Raw genomic sequence first — 20,269 nt, 5'->3', positions numbered from 1 at the left:
AGCGCCACGAGACTCCACTATGGCGCCAACCTTCGGTGTTGTCATCTTGACCCAGGGCACGCGGCCGGATGATCTACAACGCGGCTTTGCCTCACTTCAATCCCAGCGTGGCGTCAGCCTGGACGTGGTCGTGGTCGGTAACGGTTGGATGCCCGAAGGGCTGCCCCCAGGCTTCAAGTCGCTGCACTTGGAAGAAAACCTGGGAATACCGGCCGGGAGGAACGCGGGCGTTCCGCACGTCTCGGGGGACTTCCTCTTCTTCCTCGACGACGACGCCTGGTTGCCCGACGAAGACTTCCTCGTTTCCTGCGCAGACTTGTTCCGGGACCGGCCAGACATCGGCATGATCCAGCCGCGGATCGAAGACCCGGCGGACCCTGACGCGCCGCAGAGGTGGATCCCGCGGCTCCGCAAGGGCAGCGCCCACGCATCCAGCAACGTGTTTTCCGTCGTTGAGATGGCCATCGCCATGCGCCGCGACGTGTTTGATCGCACCGGCGGCTGGCCCTCTACCTTCTGGTACGCCCACGAAGGCATTGAATTCGCCTGGCGGGTCTGGGACACCGGTTTCCGCACCTGGTACGCCGGGGATTTGCGCGCAGGACACCCGGTGATTGATCCTCGCCGGCACGAGGAATTCTTCCGCCTCAACGCCCGCAATCGGGTCTGGCTTGCCCGGCGCAACCTGCGGTGGCCCTTCAGTTGGGCGTACGTAGGATCTTGGACGCTGGTCCAGGTCCTGCGCTCCCGAAAAGATCTGGGACAGCTCAAGCCGTGGTTCGCCGGTTGGCGTGCCGGCTGGCAGCAGGATCCGTGGGGGCCGGGGGAGAACAGGCGAAAGCTGAAGTGGTCCACCATCATCCGGATGGGCGCCTCAGGTCGCTGGCCGGTGATCTAGGCAACTCAGCTGTGCAATGGCTCCGGTTCGTCGAATCGTTAGCCTAAACTCTTAACAGGCAAATTAAAGGTTAATTCAAGGTTCGAGGTGTAGGCGTGGGCAAGACAGTCCTCACATACGGGACGTTCGACCTGTTCCATGTTGGTCATCTGAACGTCCTCCGGCGCTTGAGTGAGCTGGGGGACCGGCTGATCGTCGGTGTTTCTACCGATGACTTCAACGCGGTCAAGGGCAAGAAGCCTATCGTCCCTTTTGAGCAGCGGATCGAAATCGTGCGGGCCATCCGCTATGTCGATCTGGCGATCCCTGAGGAAAACTGGGAGCAGAAACGCCAGGACATCGAGAAGTACGGCGTCGATGTCTTTGGCATCGGCGAGGACTGGCGCGGAAAGTTTGACGACCTCAAGGATAAGGCCGAGGTCGTCTACCTGCCTCGGACCAGCGGTATCTCCACGACGGAGATGAAGCGGGTGCTGAGCGCCTTCGACGAACGCCACGTCGAGGAGCTGAAGCGGACTTTGGACAGTATCAGCCAGATCGTCAAAGAGCTGAGCTGAGCAACGTGCAGCATTCGCAAAGCACTGCTGCAGCTTGTGCCGGACGAATTGATTTAGGAGAGATCCATGGTTAGGAATTCAGTGCAGAGGGTGCTGCGCAGGGTTCATTCCGAGGCATCGAAGCAGGTTTCGGCAAGGGCCTTTGTCAGGCATGCTCGCCGGTCCGGACTGAGTGAGAATCACCGCATCCTGACTCACTTCCGGGTCCCGTTGATCTGGCGGATGGATCCCGAGCTGCGACTGCCGGAGCAGCGGCTGAAGACCTTTAAGTTGGTCAGGGACATACTCCACGACGCCGGGATCCCCTTTTGGGTGGTACCGCGACGGAGTAACCAACCCTCCGCTATCGGCGTCGCGGCTTCCGACAGAGGCCGAGTCTGGAGCGTCCTGCAGGCCTCGAATCAGCTTGGCCAATGGTATTGCGCGGCTGTTTCTGAAAAGAACCACGCGGCGCCCATAGTGAAGCGCGTAAGTTCCGGTGCCGCTGGCTCTCCGCAGGCGATTCGGATATGGGAATACGTGCGTGCCAATGTGCAAAGTTCTTTCACGGCCGGCCCTCAACAGGGCGTAGACATCCAGTTCTGGGACTTGGACGAGCAGGGCATCCTCCAGCCGCCGGTGTGGACTGAACGGGCTACGTCCCTGTCGCGGGTCGAGGCAGCGGACTGTGATGACCAAGGCGTCCCCAAAGTTTGGTCTGCTTATCAGCATTTGGCCTGGACACAGCTCAAGGTTGACGTTGTCTACACTTGGGTGGACGGCACTGACCCGGCTTGGCTGGAGAAGAAGGCAGAAGCAGCCGGCGTTGCGGACGTAGCTGCCTTTACCGAGCGCGCCCACCACGACGCCCGGTTTGCCGACCATGACGAGCTTCGCTACAGCCTGAGGTCACTTGAACAGTTTGCCCCGTGGGTCAACAACATCTGGATCGTTACAGCTGGCCAGACGCCGTCGTGGCTGAACACGGACAACCCCAAAGTACACATAGTGGACCACAAGGACATCTGGCCGGATGAAACCGGACTGCCGAACTTCAACTCGCATGCGATTGAAGCCTGCCTGCACCGCATTCCGGGGCTGTCAGAGTACTTCCTCTACCTCAATGACGACATGCTGCTGGGTCGGCCCGTTGCCTCCGAGCTCTTCTTCCACCCGAATGGCGTCGGCAAGGTTTTCCAGTCCCGGGCTCTCGTCGACTTCCGTGCGCCTGTAATTGGCGAGATCGCTTCGTCCACTGCCGCCAAGAACGCGCGTGAGATCCTCATCCAAGATTTCGGAGTGGTCCAGACGCAGAAGTTTTTCCATACGGCCGCTGCCCTGCGGGTGTCGGTCATGGAAGACCTTGAGGACCGCCATCCGGCCGCCTTCAAGGAAACGAGGGGCGCGGTCTTCCGCACCACAAGCGATATTGCCGCAGCTGGTTCGCTATATCTCAACCATGCATTGGCGAGCGGTGCTGCCGTTCCTGGAAGGCTCCGTTACGAATACGTGGACCCAGCCACCGAGGACGGGCTAAAACGCATGAGCGCCATCGCCCGCAGCCGTGCCTACGATGCCTTCTGCGTGAACGATGGAGCCACGGAGCAGACAGACGAGGAACGCCAAGCTTCGGACCGGCTAATCCGGCGGTTCCTGGCCTCCTATCTTCCCGTACCGAGTCAATTCGAAAGAACCAGTGACAATGACGGCAACTAGCCTTGATCTGAGTGCGTCAGCAAGCGACGAGCCAAAGACGACAGCCAACACCCCCGACCGGGACAACCACGGGGGGTTTTCCCTAGTGGTCGCGATGTACAACATCGGACGATATCTTGACGATTTCTTCCGTTCGTTGGAACAGCAGAACTACGGCTTCGAGAAACTCGACGTAGTTCTTGTCAATGATGGTTCGACAGACGACACGGGTTCAATTGCCGACGCTTGGGCGGAACGGCACTCGAATGTCACTGTGCTGCACAAGGAGAACGGCGGTCAGGCTTCGGCCCGAAACCTCGGACTCTCCGCGGTTAGGCATGAATGGGTTTGTTTCGTCGATCCGGACGACATGCTGGACGCAGACTACTTTGCTGAATCGCATAAGTTCATGGTTAGCAAGGACCATCGCGAGGCAGTACTGTATGCCACCAACCCAATTTTCTTTGAGGAAACTACTGGTGAAGTCAGGGACGGGCATCCGTTGCGCGGCCGATTTACGGGTGGCAATCGCGTCGTTGACTTGCGCGGTTATCCCAACTCCATCCAAATGCAGGCAACAACAGCGTTCTTTCGCGTTTCTGTGCTGAGAGAGCATGAGATCTACTTTGGTGAGCAGATTCGTCCGAAGTTCGAGGATGCACACTTCGTTTCCAACTACTTGCTTCGTTCCGAACTCCCGCTGATCGGGATAGTTTCCTCGTCTAAGTACCTGTACCGCCGTAGGTCTGACGGTACTTCCACACTGCAGACCAGCCACGGCAATCCTGGGAGCTACACCGACGTGCCCCGGTATGGCCTCCTCGACATTCTCCGCCGAGCCAACGAGCTAAAAGGCACTGTGCCGCAATGGCTGCAGAATGTGGTGCTTTACGATGTCTTCTGGTATCTCAAGAGTGACCAGGCGATTTTCTCGGCAAGTGCAGGGCTACCCGATGAGGTGTTTGACGAGTACCACTCTCTGCTAACTGAGATCCTCGGTTACATAGATGAGGAGTCGGTCATGGCTTTCGATGCTATGCCGATCGCACTGTGGATGCGGCAGGCCCTTATTTGGGGCTACGACTCCGCTCCATTTGTCACGGACTACGCCATAGTCCGTCCGCTAGACCCCCTGCAGAACCTCGTCAAGCTGACGTATCGGTATACAGGCGAGTTGCCCGAGGAAGAAATTTTCGTTAAGGGTCGCCGGGTTCAGCCAAGGCACGCAAAAATTCAACATTTGAACTTTTTACGGCGAACGGTTTTGAAGGAACGTACGCTTTGGATCTCCGCGGAAGGCACGGCAAAGCTTCGGCTCAATGGCCGCTTGGTTCGGTTCGTCCAGAATGAACCGAATCGGCCCGATTCGACTCTTCACGTTAGCAAGCTTTCCGCGATGCGTGAGGCGATGATTCGCGCGACTCCGGTCCGGTATCGTAAGAGGGAATCCACGCGCAAACGATACTTCCTGCGCTGGGCCAAAGCCCAGACCAACAGGACCACTCGGGCGTTGACCAAGGAGAATCTTCTCGATGTGTGGACTGCCTGGTTGCTGAGGTCTCCCGCGGTCAAAGCCAAGTATGGGTCCGCTTGGGTGTTAATGGACCGGGACAACGAAGCCAATGACAGTGCCGAAGAGCTGTATCACTGGTTGCGTGCCAATCGCCCGAAGATCAATGCGTGGTACGTTTTACGCCGCGACGCTCCCGACTGGGACAGGCTCCAGAAGGCTGGCGTGAAACTGGTCGAATATGGTTCCTTCCAGTGGAAGCTGCTGATGCTCTCCGCCGACCATTATGCTTCCTCGCACATTGACAACTATGTAGTAAAGCCCCTGCCGCAGAAGTACGGATCCCGGCAGTGGCGGTTCACCTTCCTCCAGCACGGGATCATCAAGGGAGATCTGTCTCGTTGGCTGAACCCGAAGTCAGTGGACCTGTTCATCACTTCCACCAGGGACGAATACAACAGCATTGCCGGGGACGGATCGCCCTACCGGTTTAGTTCCAAGGAGGTCAGGCTCACAGGTCTGCCCCGTCATGACGCGCTGCTGCGCAAGCGCCAAGCCGTAGAACGTCCGAATCTGATACTTATTGCACCTACCTGGCGCAGCTACTTGGTCGGCCAGACACTGACCGGCTCTGCCGCGAGGGAGCATAACGATGGCTTCACAGAAAGCGACTATGTAAGGAACTACAAGGCGTTGTTACATTCGCCAAAGCTCCGGGCCGTAGCCGAGGAGTACGACCTAACTATCGCCTTCATGCCGCACCCCAACACCCAACCGTACATGGACGCTTTCGAGGTCCCCGAGTACGTCGAGATCAAACGATACGGCGCCGACGATGTGCAACAGGTGATGGCCGAGACCGCAGTGATGGTCACCGACTACTCATCGATTGCCTTCAACATTGCGTACCTGGACAGTGCAGTCGTCTACTTCCAATTTGATCGTGATGAATACTTCGGCGGGGGACACACGGAACGCCCCGGCTATTTCTCCTACGAAGAAAACGGCTTCGGTCCTGTTGTAGAAAATGTCGAGTCGGCCGTGGAGGCGACGTCCTACATCGCTGCCCGTGGTGGGCCAGAACAGCTCTACCAAGACAGAATCAAGGCCACCTTCCCCGTCCGGGATGGCAGCAACTCTTTGCGCGTCTTTAACGCTATGAGGGACAGCGCGAAGCCGCTGAGTTTTAAGAAAGCAATTAAACCATTTGATTCGGGTCTGGATAAGTGGCTTGCGCCTGTGTCCCCATCCAGGCCGATGCCGGTTGAAGGGACGAAGTGAAGGCGCATCGCGGCACTGTCCAAGAGTTGAGCGCCAGCGCATCAGGACGTCGGGATAGTTATATAGATAATCTCAAGGCCGTCCTCATCGTTCTGGTAGTGGTCGGACATGCTGCTGGCCAGACGCTTGGTTCTTTCGCTCCCAGCGGTTTTCTATACACATGGATATATTTTTTCCACATGCCGGCGTTCGTGCTGCTTTCAGGCATGTTGACGCGTGGTATAAAGATTGCAGACAAGGAAGTCGGTAGCTTAGTCCGGACCTTGCTTGTGCCTTACGTGATATTCCAAGCGATTTATATGGCCTACTATGACTATAGAGGATACCCCGTTGATTGGAATATCGACCGGTTTCTGTCACCGATGTATCTTCTGTGGTTCCTCCCTGCGTTGTTGATTTGGCGGTGGATGGCCCCGATCCTTCTCCGGATTCCATTCGTCATTCCTATTTCGATCCTAATATCGCTAGGAGCTGGACTGACCGGAAGTCTGGATAACACTCTTGCGCTTAACCGAGTATTCGCTTATCTGCCTTTCTTTGTCATCGGTCTTGTAATCGGCAGAGGTCGACTGCCCAAAAGTCGCGGTCTCGGCATAAAAACAGCGGCTGCGCTTGTACTAGTTGCGGCCATGCCATTTGCTATGGTGTTTCATGAAAAACTCGGTATCAACTGGCTATACTGGAATCTGACCTACGAGAAGCTCGAGGTCTCGACTATGTCTGGGATCGGGATTCGCTTAGGAATGATTGTCCTCGCACTCATCATGACGGCTGCCGTCTGCGTTCTTGTGCCGACTGGGCGAAACATTTTCACTCGATGCGGCGAGAATTCCATGTACGTCTACGTTCTTCACGGATTCATTACGTTAACCTTCGGACTATCGACAATAGACAGCCTCGTTCGTGAACCTTGGCAATTTGTAGTCGTCGTTGTGCTGGCGATCGTGATTTGCTTGCTACTTGCGAGTAATAGCGTGAAGACTATATTTCGCTTCTTGGTGTCGCCTCAATATGTTCCAGTCAGCCTGAAGGACCAGGACCGAGCTGTAAATTGAATTAGGAATTGGCGTAGATAGCCTGCTGCAACATAAAAACGTCATTAGTGATTTGAGCATAATGAATCAAGTAGATCTGTTTTCGGCCTTCAAGGCATATGACGTGCGGGGCATCGTCGGCGAAACCCTTACCTCCGCCACTGCCGAGGCGATAGGGGCGGCCTTCGTGGACGTGTTGGGTTTGGACGGGGAGGAGGTTTTAGTGGGCGGCGACGCGCGACCGTCTTCGCCGGTGTTCGAGGATGCATTTGCTGCCGGTGCGGCTGCCCGCGGGGCAAACCCGGTTATGCTTGGGCGGATCTCCACCGACCAGTTGTACTATGCCTGCGGAGTCCGGGCCGCGGCCGGTGCCGTTTTCACCGCCAGCCACAATCCTGCGCAGTACAACGGGATTAAGTTGGCCCGCCCCGGTGCGGTTCCGGTCTCGGCTGAGACCGGACTGTTTGCTGTACGAGACGCAGCCGCTTCATATCTCGCTGTGGGGATTCCCAGTCCGGCGGGAGTTGGCGTCGTTGCAGGGACCATCTCTGAAGCGGACACGCTTCTCGGCTACGCGAAGCACCTGCGCTCGCTTGTTGATCTTGCCGGGAACCGGACCCTGAAAGTAGTAGTTGATGCCGGTAATGGGATGGCGGGACTAACCACACCGGCCGTTCTAGGGGACAAGTTGCTGCCGGGTTTGCCGCTCCAGATCGTTCCGCTTTACTTCGAGCTCGACGGTACTTTCCCTAACCACCCGGCAAACCCCCTTGAGCCAGAGAACCTGCTCGACCTGCAGGCTGCAGTCGTCGAACAAGGCGCCGACATTGGCCTGGCCTTCGACGGTGACGCGGATCGCTGCTTCGTCGTGGACGAGCGCGGTACGCCAGTCTCTCCATCCGCGGTGACTGCCCTGGTAGCTAGCCGCGAGATTGCCCGCGCTCAGGCGGCAGGCGAGGCAGAACCGGTCATCATTCACAATCTGATCACCTCTCGCGCTGTCCCCGAACTGGTGGCGGCCAAGGGCGGACGCGCTGTCCGCACTCGTGTTGGCCACTCGTTCATCAAAGCCGTGATGGCCAGCGAGGGTGCGGTTTTCGGAGGGGAGCACTCGGCCCACTACTACTTCCGGGACTTCTTCAACGCCGACACCGGGATGTTGGCGGCCATGCATGTGCTGGCAGCCCTCGCCGACCAAGACCGGCCACTTTCGGAGTTGGCGCGCGAATATGAACCGTACTTCGCTTCCGGAGAAATCAACTCGGAGGTAACTGACAAGCTCGCCGCCGTCGAACGCGTGTTGTCATCCTTCCGAGGGGAGGAAGTGAATGTCGAGACATTGGATGGCACCACGGTCTCCGCCGTCAATGGTTCTTGGTGGTTCAACCTGCGACCGTCCAACACGGAACCGTTCCTGCGCTTTAACGGCGAGGCTAGGGAGAAAGCGGTCATGGAACGCTTACGAGACCGAGTTCTATCGCTCGTGCGGCAGGGGGACTGATGCGTCCAGACGATGTGCTTAAGCGCTTCTACAGTGTTATTCCGGCGGGCGGCGTGGGTACTCGGTTGTGGCCGCTGTCCCGGGCGGCTGCGCCGAAGTTCCTTCACGATCTGACAGGCTCCGGATCTACGCTGATCCGAGCAACTTACGCGCGTCTGGCGCCGCTGAGCGGTGGGCGGACAATGGTCGTCTCGGGCCGTGCCCATCGCCGCGCAGTGATGGAGCAGTTGCCTGAACTCGCGGCCGCCAACCTTGTGCTCGAACCGGAGCCGAAGGACTCTGCAGCGGCAATTGGGCTGGCAGCGGCAATTCTGCACTATCGCGACCCCTCGATCATCATGGGCTCCTTCGCCGCGGACCAGGTTATTCACCCGGTGGAGGCCTTCCAATCCGCAGTCCGCGATGCAGTTCACGTCGCAGCCGAGGGTTACATCGTCACCATCGGAATCACCCCTACGCACGCATCCACGGGGTTCGGGTACATCAGGACTGCGGACCCCCTGAATCTAGCCAGTGCACCGAGCGCATTCGCTGTAGCGGATTACGTGGAGAAGCCAGACGAAGGAACAGCAGCCTCATATCTTGCGACCGGCGGTTATCACTGGAATGCGGGCATGTTCGTCGCGCCGGTAGACCTTCTGCTCAAGCACTTGGAAGCGAACGAGCCGGAGTTGCATGCCGGCCTGATGGAAATCGCCGCAGTGTGGGGGACGCCCGCGCGAGCAGAAACGGTGCAACGCGTATGGCCCTCGCTGCCGAAGACGGCCATCGACTACGCGGTGGCTGAGCCCGCCGCCGCCGCTGGTGATGTGGCGATGATTCCCGGCGGCTTTAGTTGGGATGACGTAGGGGACTTCGCCGCGATCGGTCGGCTAAATGCGGCTGCCGAAATGTCCGACTTGACGGTGCTGGGAGAGGGCGCGCGCGTGTACTCCGATACCGCCTCCGGCGTCGTGGTCTCCGACACCAAGCGTGTCATCGCGCTGATCGGTATAGACAATGTGGTCGTGGTGGACACCCCGGACGCGCTGCTGGTCACCACAAAGGAACACGCTCAGCAGGTTAAGTCCGCCGTCGAGCACCTAAGGGCTAGCGGAGACATAGACGTGCTTTAGACCCTGCCGTCGCAGGGCATCTCACTGGCTTAGGCCCTGACTGTCAGCGTCTGATTCGTGCCTCCATAAGGTTTTTCCAAGGTACCTGCTCCACTCTTCACCTAGCCGTGTAGTCCCATGAGTGTTAAGAGGCACTCACGTACCGGCGGGTAAGTGGGGTGGTCGTCGTGAGGTTAGGTCGTATTTTGGCTGTGGTTGCCACAATGGTTCTGGCAACTACCAGCCTTGTTTCGGGAGCACAGGCGGCGTCAGCCGTAACTTATGACGAAAAGAGGGGACCTAATTACTCGAGCCGAGTCATACTAACGTTTGACGACTGCCCAGTGAACTTGACCGACTTTCAACGGGTCATAAAGTATGCGAAGCGCAAGAACGACGGACATGTCTTTGCGCCGACGGGTGTTTGTATTGAGAGATTCCGCCAGAAATATGGAGTAGATCTCGCAAAGCTCGCCCGGAGCTATGGTCAATACGTCATCAACCATAGTGTCAACCATCCGAAAGATCTCCGTAAGCTCAGTTGCGAAGGCGTGGCACGCGAACTCGGTCGGCCTGGTGTCGTGACGAATTACGGGCGGCCTCCATATGGAGGCATTGACGCGACTGTCAGATGTGGTTACGCGAGGGTGAGCATGAAGCCATGGCTTTGGACCGGAAGTACAGGGGACTGGATGGGCAAGTCGAAAGCGGAGATCATCGCAGCAGCCGCGAGGGTGGCGAAGCCTGGAGCGACTATCCTGATGCACATGGAGGACAAGGGTTTCAACCCTGACGCTATAAGCAAGATTAAGGCAAAGTTAGAGGATCGCGGACTGAGACTTTGTCGTGCTTATCGTGGCCTCGACAACAGGGGGGCCATTATTGGCAGCCCTGTGAAGTTGCCGAACCGACTCCCGTGCTGAGGCCGTGGACTTATTCGAGCAGCGGGTACTAGGTGTCAATCACGTCGGATAGCCCGCGATCCTTTGCGGCAAAGGTCCGCCACGCACATGGAAGCCGGCCTCGGTCCTGCCGAACAGACTCCTGGCCAAGCACCTAAACAAAAAGTGTGGCGAGCGGCACCGTGGCAATCCCGCGAGTTCCGACGGTCTCGCTGCGCTAGCGGCCTCTTCTGTGATCGCGAGGTCAGTGCTGTTTCTGCCGCCCTCACACGTCCACAGATGATCGACTACGAGTTGGGTAAAGGGAGTGGATGTCGCTTGATGTGCGGTTCCTTCGTATTCATACCTGACAGCAGTCCGGCGCTGATTGTCCTAGGGCGTGAAGAGGCGCGCAGCGGTTGTTTCCGTTTGAACACTCCTCACCGAATCGATCAATTCTGCAGAACCTCGAGACAACCCAGCCACAACGGCAATACACTGCAGCTAGCATTCCTGCAGGCCGCACCCTCCGAAAGCCACTGTTCACGAGGACGTAGCCGCACACCGAAGGGGGAAACGGTGAGGGTTCGCCAAATTCTGACAACGCTGGCCGCCCTTGCATTGGTGGCCGGCAGCTTTGTCTCCAGTGCACAAGCGGCCTCAGCGGCGACTTACGATGAGCGGCGCGGGCCCAACTACAGCCAGCGCGTCATCCTGACCTATGACGGGTGTCCCACGAGCCTGACGGCCTTCAAGACGGTGCTCAAGTACGCCAAGAAGAAGAACGATGGCCTCGTTTTGGCTCCCACCGGGAGGTGCCTCGCCAAGTATCGAGAGCGGAACGGTGTGGACCTGGCCAAGCTGGCGCGTGCCCATGGCCAGTATGTAATAAACCACAGCATTACCCACCCCAAGAACTTCGACAAGCTCAGCTGCGCCGCCGTCGCTCGAGAGCTGCGGGCTCCTGGCGTCGTGACTAACTTCGGCCGCCCACCGTACGGCAAGCTGGGTGGATCAGTCCGCTGCGGATACAAGAAGGTTGGGATGAAGCCATGGAACTGGACCGGCTACACCAAAGACGCACAGGGAAAGTCCAAGGCGCAGGTGGTTTCAGCCGGCGCGAAGTTGGCCAAACCGGGAGCCACCATCCTGATGCATATGGGGTGGAAAGCCTTCAACCCGGACGCCATCGCTAAGATCAAGGCTGGGCTGGAAGACCGCGGTCTGAGGGTTTGCCGGGCCTACCGCGGTCTGGACAACAGAGGCGCCATCGTCACTAGTCCTAGGAAGCTGCCGCAAAGGCTTCCCTGCTGATTTTGGGCTTCGGCCTGCCGCGGATGGCCCGCGGCAGACGAAAGCTGTGGACTACAGGCTGCGCCAGTCCCGGATGAACGGACCGTAGCCGTTGCCCCAGGGCTTCTCTGTGTCCCGCCAGTTGACGATGCTCGGATCCTGGTTCTCACCGATCAATGCGGAGTGGTTCCAGTCGTCGGGCAGGACGGCGCGGTCGGCTCCGACCACGGCGTTGAGGGCCTCCCCGAAGTCCATTTCATAGTTGAGTAGCAGGGTGGCCACGCGGCGGGCCAGCCCGGACTTCCGAGCAACCTCAAGGTCCAGTACGAAGACCGACGCGTCAAAGACCCGGAAATCGAACTGATGGGCAGCGTGCGTCACAGCGACCATCTCCATGGCCTTGCGGTGATTCTGGCCGTGACGGCCCGAGATGGAGCGCAGCAACGCGAAGCCGCTCTGCCGCCCCTTACGGTGCTCGTCCCGTGCCGCCAGCGGCCGGTCCTTCAGAGGCAAGGCGGCCATCTTGGCCAGATCCCCGCGCACTAGGGTTGCGGCGTTGAGAAAGACCGCGCGCTTCGCGCCGGCCAGAAGCTCCGGGACCAAGGCCAACAACAATTCCCGATGCTTCAGGCTCGAGTTCTCGCGGATGAGGTGATCGTCGCGCAGAGCCTTGGCAGACAACCAGACGACCTCCAGGCGGGGATCTATCGCTTCAGCTTCGGCACGGGTTGCGGCCGGGACGTCATCCTCCATGATCCAGACGCGCACCTTCCCCTCTGTGTGCTCCACCACGGAGTGCAGCAGTTTGGGCAGGTGCGGTGCGCTGGCCTTGCCATGGTCCAGCACGACGTCAGTGGCGTCATGCTGGGCGGGCACACCAGTCGGCGCGGCAGCAGCGACAAGCCGCGCGACGTCGTCGTCCTTTACCTCAGTCTCCGGGGCCTGGGCGAGGAACTTGTCCGCCTCCGCCATGGCCGGCGCGCAGACCTCGGCCCATGTCCGGTAAACGTCCTCCTTGGCGGCTCCGGACGTGATCAGCGGGATGATCGCCGCGACCTTGTCCAGAATGCCGGTGCGGATCGCGTCGAACTCTGCCTGGGAAGTATCGATCAGTCCGCCAAAGCGCACGTCGGAGCGGTTCTTCGGCATGAAGTCGACTTCGCAGCCCACGGAGCGTGCCGGAAGGAAGCAGTGCAGCCGCGAGGTGCTGATGTTCTTGTAATCGGTGTGGTAGCCCTTGATCCAGGTCCGAGCCGTTTCAAGCTTCTTCGCGAACGGCATCTCCCGCATGCCCTTCTGGGTCTGCAGCAGGATGTCGCCGGGACCGGTCTGGGGCGCGTCCACAAATGCGGTCTTGGACCGCTCGTCCCGGCCGTCCCGCCGGAAAACGGTGTCCACGGTGGTGGTGATGCAGCCTGAGAAGAACGCGGGGATCCCGGCAGCACGCAGCAGGGCCACGGTCTGCCAGTCGCGGCAACCCACCGGCCCATGCTCCTTCAAATAAGCGATGGCCTCCGGTGTGAGCATTGCGGGCTTGTTCACATGGAAGGAGACGAAGATCGGCCGGATGTTCGGGTGGAACGGGAAGTTGAAGTGCTGGCCGAACGTGTGGTGCATGTACCAGCCAAAGGCCAGCATCCAGGTGTTCTTCGGGATGTCCTGCAACGGGCTGCTATCCCGGTGGGTCTCGACGACGGCGACCGTTGCGGCCGGCCCGTCGATGCGCCGCTCGTCCTTGACCTGGGACTGAATGTCTTTCAGGAAGCCCACGAGCGCCGGATCGCCGACGAACTTGAGGTTGGCGTGGCGCACCAGGTGGCCCATGGAGGCCAGCGTCTGGATGTAGTCGCCGACGTTTCGGGACCAGGCGTCCGGCTGCTGGTAGCTGAGCACGCCGAACGTGGCGTCCGCGGCAGGGACCTGGATGGGCTGGCGTCGCGCACCCTCCGGGAACCACGTCTGAAGCCGCTCGAACTCCCTTCGGACGTGCCCGGTGTGGGACGGTGCCGCGTCGCTGAGGCCGAAGGCGGTCAACGTGCGGGCCGAGTCCAGCTCGCCCCGGGCGAAGGCTTTCTGCGCCACATGCAGCACAGCCAGCGCGGTCCACTCCAGATGCGCCTCGTCCGCGAGCAGCCGGTCCAGGACCTTTGCAGCCGTCTCTGGCGCCTGCGAGAAGGCTGCCGCAAAATACTCGTCCGGGCACAGGGTGATGATCCGGTCGTCGCCCAGCTGCTCGAACTGCCCCCACGCCATCTCGGGGCCGGAGATCTCCAACAGGGCCATGCCCTGCAGTGCATGCACGAATTCATGGCTGGCACCGGCGTCGCGCAAGCTGTAGCTCGCCGCAAGAACCAGTTGGGCGCTGCCAGCAGCGATGTTTTGCCGGGCATCACCAATGAACTCCGGCACCAGAGTGCCGCCGCCCGAAACTGCGGTGATCAACGACGGCGAGGCTGCAGCCGCTGGCTGCTTAGTCTTGGCCCACGCCTCGGGGGCGGTCAACGGCACCGCTGGCGCTTGAGACGCGCCGGCGACGTTGGATACTGCGGGCAGGATGGCCCGCGCGGCCGGCTTGAGGGTGGTCTTCAGATGGCGTTTGCCGGTGCGCAGGACACGGCCGGCAAGGGAGTCTCGGTTGGTCAAAGTCTTGTCCTTGGCTGCAGCGGGTGGAGCGTCAGCCCTCCAGTGTACTGGCAACCCAAAGCGGAGCTTGACACGGCGGCCAGCCTTGCACAGTGGGAGCCGCCTGAAGCTATAGAGTTTGTGGCGGGCCGAATGGGCCCTTGAGAGCATGTCACTTGATCCCGCGAGGGGGAACCACCGTGTTGCAGACGCCGTCGGCAGCGTTTGAACCCAGCAAGGCCAGCGTATCCGCGGACGGGTTGTTGACGCTGTCCGGCACAGTGAGCTCAAGCCGGGAGCAGCCGGGTGACTACTCCTTCATCCTCGCGGTCCGTGGAACCAAAGCCGAACGCGAGTACGAAGCCCAGACCTCTCAGGAGACCGGCGGTACTGAGCAGGTAAGCTGCCGGATCCCGCTGGCGGATCTGGGCGCGGCCCCCGGGGAATTCGTGGACCTCTATTTCCAGTCCCGCCATGGCTCCGGCGCGGTGCGGACCCGGGTGAGTTGGCAGCTGCAGTCCCTGCGCTGGCTGCCCTACCCGACGAAATTCGGCAACCTCAGCTTTAAACGGAAGGCTGTGTGAGCACCGTGAACAGGATGAATTCAGTCGCCCGGGCGTCCACCCTGCCTGAGGGCAGGTACTTCATGGTCCTGTGGGGCCTGCCCGAAAGCTTCGGTGGCATGACCACCATGTGCCTGCACCGGGCGGGGGCCTTTACCCGATTCGGTGGGCGGACGGCTTCGATCATCACCTTCGAGCCGGAACCCAGCTATGAGGCCCTGGCAGACCGACTCCGCGAGCAGGGGAAGCTAGCCCGCGAAACCCAGGTACTCAACGTTTTCCAGCACTATCGAAACGCCGAGCTCTCGGCTCTCTCCGCCCTGAACGTGCCGACAGTCCCCGTGGACCAAGGCCTCGCCGGGGACCCCGATGTGGTCCTTGATCCTTCCGGGCAGGTTTTCATGCGCACGTTCATGCGGCCGGATGGAACAACGGTGGCCCACCGCACGTACTACCGCGCGGACGGTACCGAGTTCCTGCGCGACGAGGCCCCCGTCGACTCGGCTGGCACGGCCTTGGGACGCTACATCACGCTGCTCAACGGCGTGGGCCAGGCAGTGGGCCGCTGGCGTTCGGCCGGCGACTTCTACCGTCATTGGATGAAGGAGTTGGCTGCCGGGGACCGTGCTGCCTTCATTGTGGACAGCGGCTTTGCAGCGCGCGTCGTTGCTCCGCTGAACGAGCAGAACATCATCAAGATGGCGGTCATCCACAACAGTCACATCCTTGCTGGCGGAGACCCGTTCATTGGCAAGCTGGCCCCGGGCCGCAAACCGATCTTTGAAGACAGCGCTGCTTGGGATGGGTTGATATTCCTCACACGGAAGCACCGCCAGGATTACGAGGATCGGTTTGGGAAAGCGACGAACCTTTTCACCGTCTCCAATCCCAAGCCGCGCGCTGATGTTCTGCCGCCTTTCGAAGGGCGGGACCGAAACCGGGGTGTCATGGTGGTGCGCCTGGAAAACCAGAAAAACGTAGCCCACGCCGTCGAGGTTATGGCGTTGGTACACCAAGAGCTGCCCCATGTCGTCTTGGACGTTTACGGCACCGGTTCGCTGCAGGAGCAAGTGCAGGCCAAGATTTCGGAACTGGCGATGACCGACGTCGTACGGCTCCACGGACATACGCCGAATGCTGCCGAGCAGTTTGAGACGGCCGGCTTCTCCTTGCTGACCAGCCGTAACGAGGGCCAGCCGCTGGCGTTGATGGAGAGCCTGGGCCGCGGGTGCCCACCGGTGTCCTATGACATCCGTTATGGTCCCAGCGATGTGATCGAGGACAGCGTCAACGGCTTCCTAGTGCCGGCTCAGGACATAGCGGCCGCTGCCGAACGTGTGATTAAGCTCTGTACAGACCCTGAGTTGGCCCGCGCTATGGGCCAGGCGGCATGGGAGAGCAGTGAGCAGTTCTCTGATCCGGCGGTTGTCGGTCAGTGGGCAGGGGTGTTGGAGCAGGCGTGGCGGCAGGTGCCGGATCGTGTGGTGCTGTCCCGCATGGATTTCGTCCTTGAGGAAGTCGGACTGCCGGCCACCGGTGGATTGGAAATCCACGGCGAACTCACCTGGCGGCAGAGCTCCGGCCCGGCCGCAGAAGAACTGCTGCGCGCCCACTTGGTGATTGGCCGCCGGACCGAGGGCGGACCGGCGTTCATTCCTGCCGAGGTGCTGGAGCATGCACCCGGAAAGCTGCGGCTGCACGCCGCTGCCACTGATGGGCAGCTGGACGAAGGGGTTTCCGAAGCCAACGGCTTCTTGGACATCTTCTTGCAGGTGGAGGGCAATAACGTGCTGCGCACGTTCAGGATCGGCTACCCGGGCGCATCCTCATGGCGGCCGTATGCCACGCAGCACGGTTCGCTCAGCCTGCAATTCGCGTAGGCGGCCGTAGCGTCACGGCTCGGTCCGTGAACCGCCTTGGCCTAGTTACCGGCTGGCTTCAACATCCTCAGGGCGTTCCAGGCGCCGCGCGGATCTACCAACGGGCGGGTCAGCAGGACAATGGGCCGGGAAACGGTCGAGGCGCTGAACAGCACCGCAGAACCGATGACCACCAGGGCGCGAGCGGTCGGGCTGCCGGCGTCTAGCAGCGAGGTTGCCCCCACTATTGTCAGCAGGGGCAGATGGAGCAGGTACGGGCACATGGTGTGCTGGCCCGCCCGTGCGGTCCAGGCGCCTAGCCGCGTCGGTGCCCCGGGTCTTCCGGGCAGCATCAGCATGAACCCGGTGGCCATGATCGTGCCCACTGCCAGCACGACCAGCCGCCACACCATGCCCTCGACATCGCCCACCTCGAGCGCCTCGTAACCGATATCGCCAAGGAAAGGCGGCCGCCAGAAATCGTCCTGAAGCAAGAGAACAGCGGCAGCACCGAGGCCGACGACGGCTGCTCCCGCAGCGCGCAGCCGCCAGTCCTGCCGCCACTCCGAAACTCGGTCCACAATCCAGGGGCCCGCAAGGAAGACCGGAAGGAAGACCAGGATGCGCGAAAGCGAGAGGAAGCCATCGATCGCCGGACTCAGCCCGGCCAACAAAGCAACCACGACGGCGATTGGGATGGCGAACCGCAGTCCACGGAACCAAGGCGCCAGCAGGCGCCAGCCAGCCAAGGCCACCAGGAACCAGAGCCCAAAAGTCTGGGACGTAAAGGTCCAACTCGGTTGATCGCCCTCGAGCAGGTAGTTCGCGAGGAACGCGATCAGCTGGAAGATCACATACGGCACCAACAGTTGCCAGAAGACCTTAGAGAGTGTCTTACCGTCGGCTTGAGCCCTGCGCGCACCCCAGCCGGCCAGTAGGATCAGGACAGGGATATGGAACATGTAGACGAAGTTGGAGACGACCAGGGCCACCCCGCTCTCGGAGCGCAGCATGCCAACCCCATGGCCGACGACCACCAGGATGATCGCGGCCCAGCGAGCCTGGTCGATCCAAGTCTGGCGGACGCCCTGCTGGGCTGGGGCTAAGGCAACGGCGGCACTCAAGCGATCGGTCCTTCAAGGAGTCGGGGGCAAAACGCAGTCCAGTCTACCGGGGGAGGTCGGATGGCTTGATTGTTCTTCCCCGCGTGCTCGGTGGTTGGCTGGGTCCTGAACTACGGCGAAACGGCACGGGCCGCGGATTCCGGGGACCTCCCGGCGGCGTGCGCCCGGGCATCCGACTTTGCCTGAACTTCCCCGAGCGCCGCGAGGATGGGACCGCGGAGATATGGCGCCAACGTTCGGGCATAGGTCGCCGTGATGTGCGAACCGTCACGGTAAGCGACGATGGAGCCGATCACGGCAGGACACACATTATCGGCACAGAAGAAGCGGTCCAGATTGACCGCGGTGATGCCCGGGGCGCCCAGCTCCCGGACCGCCCGGTCCAAGGGATCCATCCAGTACCAGCTTTTCGGCGTGCCGGCGCATGCTAATGGCTCGTCCGGGTGGGCGGCCAGGCAGTCCGGGATTGAGCTGATCGTGGTGCCGGGGAAGGGGGAGTCTCTGAGCACCAGGACCTTGGTCCCGGACGCCGCCCATTCGGACAAATAAGTTTTGTAGCCCTCGACTGCCGGCTCCTCGGTTGTCTTCCAGCTCTCGCCATCGACGGTCACAGACTGGCGTGCGGACGTGACTACCAGGTCGAACTTCTCGCCCTTGGTTTGCTCCATCACCCATTTCCCGTACGCCAGGCAGTTGCGGGTACGTTCCGCGTTGTTGAAATCAAGTGGGACGGTTGTCAGGTTGCAACGGGTGATCAGGTAGGTGGACAGGGTCCAGTCATTCTTCTCTGCCAGCACCTGCAACGCAGGCAGCCACTGGGCCGCGTGTGAGTTGCCCACCAAGGCCACCTTGGTTTTCCCGTTGCCGTATGTGCACACCGGCCGCTCCGTGAAAGCACGCGAGGACCAGCAGCCGTCCGCGTAGGCGTCTGGAAGGTCGTCCTTGGCGAGTGCGGGCTCCGGAACCATGCGCGGCGGCGTCTCGGGCTGGCACTCCCCAGGCCCGCGGGCCATCGCAGCAGCGCCGATGCACGGGTCGCGGCTGGTCTCGACTGACGCCAACTGTTCCTGTGCCAATTGATTGCGGTAGCCGACTTCGGCGAGCTGCAGGCCGCCGAGCGCCATGACGGCGGCCATGCCGACGGCGGCGAAGCGGTAGGTTGGCAGCAGACGCCGGGCGGGCAGTCTGGAGCGGAACCTGTCCTCGACGAAGACCTTGGTCAGCGCGGCCAGCCCGAGCGACAGGACAAGAATGCTCATCCTGCCAAACCAGTCGAGCGCAGCACCGGTGGCGAACGGTACCAGCAAGATGAGCGGCCAGTGCCACAGGTATACCGAGTAGGAGACGTCCCCGAGCCACTGCACGGGTTTCTGCCGCAAAACTCCGGTGGGGGAGTACGCCCGGCGCGACCCGGCGAGGATAACCAGCGCTGTTCCGAGCACCGGGAGCAGCGCCGTGTAGCCGGGGAACGGCGTCTCACCGGTGAACGTCACCCCGGCGGCGACGATGGCGGCTATGCCAGACCAGGCCAGCAGCGCCGTTGCCGGTCCGGGCAACCGCGTGGCAGCCAGCGGCACCACGGTGGCGACCAAGCCACCCACGGCGAGCTCCCAGACCCGGGTGGGGGTGATGAAGTAGGCGCGGCCGGCGTCGTCTGCGGTAGTCAGAATGGACACCGCCAGGGAGACTGCGATCACGGCCGAGATGACAACACGGGCCAAGAGGTCCACGGGGAGCTTCCAAGCGCCGGCACACCAGACGACCGCCAGGATGACCAGAGGCCAGAAAAGGTAGAACTGCTCCTCAAGCGAGAGGGACCAGAAATGTTGCGTGGGCGTCGGCGCATTATCGGCCGCCAGATAATCCACCGCAGTGTCGGCGAGTACCCAGTTCTGCACGTACAGGGCGGAAGCCATGATCTGGCGGGCGATCACTTCCCACTGTGTGGGCACAACGAAGAGGCGGACGGCCACAGCCGTGACTGCGAGCACCAGAAACGACGCCGGCAGCAGCCGCCGGATCCGACGGCCCCAGAACTGGGCCAGATCCCGGACGGTCCGTGGCTGACGTCCGATGAGATGTGCCGTCATCAGGAACCCGGAGATGACGAAGAAGACGTCCACCCCGACATAGCCCCCGGTCAGCAGCCCGGGCCAAAGGTGGTAGATCAGGACCAGCGAGACGGCCAAGGCACGCAGTCCTTGGATGTCCTCCCGGAATCCGGTGGCATCGGGTGCTGTACTGCGCGGGGCTGGCTGATCTTGCGTGCTGGCTCCTGACGGTAGAAATTCCCCAATTTCCGTCTGCGGGCCATTGTACTCAGCGCCCTAGGAGCAGGGAACTGCCTGGCGTGGAGTAGCGACCTGTGCCGGGTGACG

14 protein-coding genes are annotated in these 20,269 nt (G+C 61.0%); 11 read left to right on the top strand and 3 right to left on the bottom strand.

Features of this window, described 5'->3' with window-relative positions:
* Nucleotides 1–19: 19 nt before the first annotated feature.
* The 9 genes from ACMX2H_RS07680 to ACMX2H_RS07640 all read left to right on the top strand — a co-directional run bounded on the left by ACMX2H_RS07680 (nucleotide 20) and on the right by ACMX2H_RS07640 (nucleotide 11,744).
* Nucleotides 20–898, top strand: coding sequence for a glycosyltransferase family 2 protein (locus tag ACMX2H_RS07680; RefSeq protein WP_414959939.1), 879 nt, complete (start codon nucleotides 20–22; stop codon nucleotides 896–898).
* 95 nt (nucleotides 899–993) lie between these two features.
* Nucleotides 994–1,455: an adenylyltransferase/cytidyltransferase family protein gene (locus ACMX2H_RS07675; protein WP_414959938.1), complete on the top strand. Its 462-nt coding sequence runs from the start codon at nucleotides 994–996 to the stop codon at nucleotides 1,453–1,455.
* Nucleotides 1,456–1,677: 222 nt separating this feature from the next.
* A complete protein-coding gene (locus ACMX2H_RS07670) occupies nucleotides 1,678–3,150 on the top strand; it encodes a stealth family protein (protein WP_414959937.1) in 1,473 nt (490 codons plus the stop codon).
* The gene (locus ACMX2H_RS07665; RefSeq protein ID WP_414959936.1) at nucleotides 3,137–5,920 is read left to right on the top strand and encodes a bifunctional glycosyltransferase/CDP-glycerol:glycerophosphate glycerophosphotransferase; all 2,784 of its coding nucleotides are present in this window, start codon (nucleotides 3,137–3,139) and stop codon (nucleotides 5,918–5,920) included. The genes ACMX2H_RS07670 and ACMX2H_RS07665 overlap by 14 nt, the downstream gene beginning before the upstream one ends.
* Nucleotides 5,917–6,975, top strand: coding sequence for an acyltransferase family protein (locus tag ACMX2H_RS07660; RefSeq protein WP_414959935.1), 1,059 nt, complete (start codon nucleotides 5,917–5,919; stop codon nucleotides 6,973–6,975). The genes ACMX2H_RS07665 and ACMX2H_RS07660 overlap by 4 nt, the downstream gene beginning before the upstream one ends.
* 61 nt (nucleotides 6,976–7,036) lie before the next feature.
* Nucleotides 7,037–8,455: a phosphomannomutase/phosphoglucomutase gene (locus ACMX2H_RS07655; protein ID WP_414959987.1), complete on the top strand. Its 1,419-nt coding sequence runs from the start codon at nucleotides 7,037–7,039 to the stop codon at nucleotides 8,453–8,455.
* Nucleotides 8,455–9,570, top strand: coding sequence for a mannose-1-phosphate guanylyltransferase (locus tag ACMX2H_RS07650; protein ID WP_414959934.1), 1,116 nt, complete (start codon nucleotides 8,455–8,457; stop codon nucleotides 9,568–9,570). The genes ACMX2H_RS07655 and ACMX2H_RS07650 overlap by 1 nt, the downstream gene beginning before the upstream one ends.
* Nucleotides 9,571–9,773: 203 nt before the next feature.
* Nucleotides 9,774–10,472, top strand: a complete 699-nt coding sequence (locus ACMX2H_RS07645; RefSeq protein ID WP_414959933.1) for a polysaccharide deacetylase family protein — start codon at nucleotides 9,774–9,776, stop codon at nucleotides 10,470–10,472.
* A gap of 537 nt (nucleotides 10,473–11,009) precedes the next feature.
* Entirely contained in the window at nucleotides 11,010–11,744 is a 735-nt protein-coding gene (locus tag ACMX2H_RS07640) for a polysaccharide deacetylase family protein (RefSeq protein WP_414959932.1), read from the top strand.
* Nucleotides 11,745–11,795: 51 nt separating this feature from the next.
* Here the strand turns inward: ACMX2H_RS07640 and ACMX2H_RS07635 are convergent, their stop codons facing one another.
* Nucleotides 11,796–14,366: a hypothetical protein gene (locus ACMX2H_RS07635; RefSeq protein WP_414959931.1), complete on the bottom strand. Its 2,571-nt coding sequence runs from the start codon at nucleotides 14,364–14,366 to the stop codon at nucleotides 11,796–11,798.
* 179 nt (nucleotides 14,367–14,545) lie between these two features.
* Between ACMX2H_RS07635 and ACMX2H_RS07630 the strand changes: the two genes are divergently transcribed.
* Complete coding sequence (locus ACMX2H_RS07630; protein ID WP_414959930.1) at nucleotides 14,546–14,929, top strand: hypothetical protein; 384 nt, start codon at nucleotides 14,546–14,548, stop codon at nucleotides 14,927–14,929.
* Nucleotides 14,926–16,788, top strand: a complete 1,863-nt coding sequence (locus tag ACMX2H_RS07625; protein ID WP_414959929.1) for a glycosyltransferase — start codon at nucleotides 14,926–14,928, stop codon at nucleotides 16,786–16,788. Before ACMX2H_RS07630 ends, ACMX2H_RS07625 begins: the two co-directional genes overlap by 4 nt.
* Before the next feature lie 41 nt (nucleotides 16,789–16,829).
* Here ACMX2H_RS07625 and ACMX2H_RS07620 read toward each other — a convergent pair whose 3' ends face one another.
* A complete protein-coding gene (locus ACMX2H_RS07620) occupies nucleotides 16,830–17,891 on the bottom strand; it encodes an acyltransferase family protein (protein WP_414959928.1) in 1,062 nt (353 codons plus the stop codon).
* A gap of 110 nt (nucleotides 17,892–18,001) precedes the next feature.
* On the bottom strand, nucleotides 18,002–20,089 hold the full coding sequence (locus ACMX2H_RS07615; RefSeq protein WP_414959986.1) for an acyltransferase family protein: 2,088 nt from the start codon (nucleotides 20,087–20,089) through the stop codon (nucleotides 18,002–18,004).
* Nucleotides 20,090–20,269 lie beyond the last annotated feature (180 nt).

Source organism: Arthrobacter sulfonylureivorans (genome assembly GCF_047607445.1).
In the GTDB taxonomy this organism is placed as follows: Bacteria; Actinomycetota; Actinomycetes; order Actinomycetales; family Micrococcaceae; genus Crystallibacter; species Crystallibacter sulfonylureivorans_A.
This window is presented reverse-complemented; position numbering and strand designations above follow the sequence as displayed.

Coding starts and splice junctions, on each gene's coding strand:
- ACMX2H_RS07680 (WP_414959939.1), top strand. CDS start 20: ATGGCGCCAACCTTCGGTGTTGTCATCTTGACCCAGGGCACGCGGCCG.
- ACMX2H_RS07670 (WP_414959937.1), top strand. CDS start 1,678: ATGGATCCCGAGCTGCGACTGCCGGAGCAGCGGCTGAAGACCTTTAAG.
- ACMX2H_RS07665 (WP_414959936.1), top strand. CDS start 3,137: ATGACGGCAACTAGCCTTGATCTGAGTGCGTCAGCAAGCGACGAGCCA.
- ACMX2H_RS07655 (WP_414959987.1), top strand. CDS start 7,037: ATGAATCAAGTAGATCTGTTTTCGGCCTTCAAGGCATATGACGTGCGG.
- ACMX2H_RS07650 (WP_414959934.1), top strand. CDS start 8,455: ATGCGTCCAGACGATGTGCTTAAGCGCTTCTACAGTGTTATTCCGGCG.
- ACMX2H_RS07645 (WP_414959933.1), top strand. CDS start 9,774: ATGGTTCTGGCAACTACCAGCCTTGTTTCGGGAGCACAGGCGGCGTCA.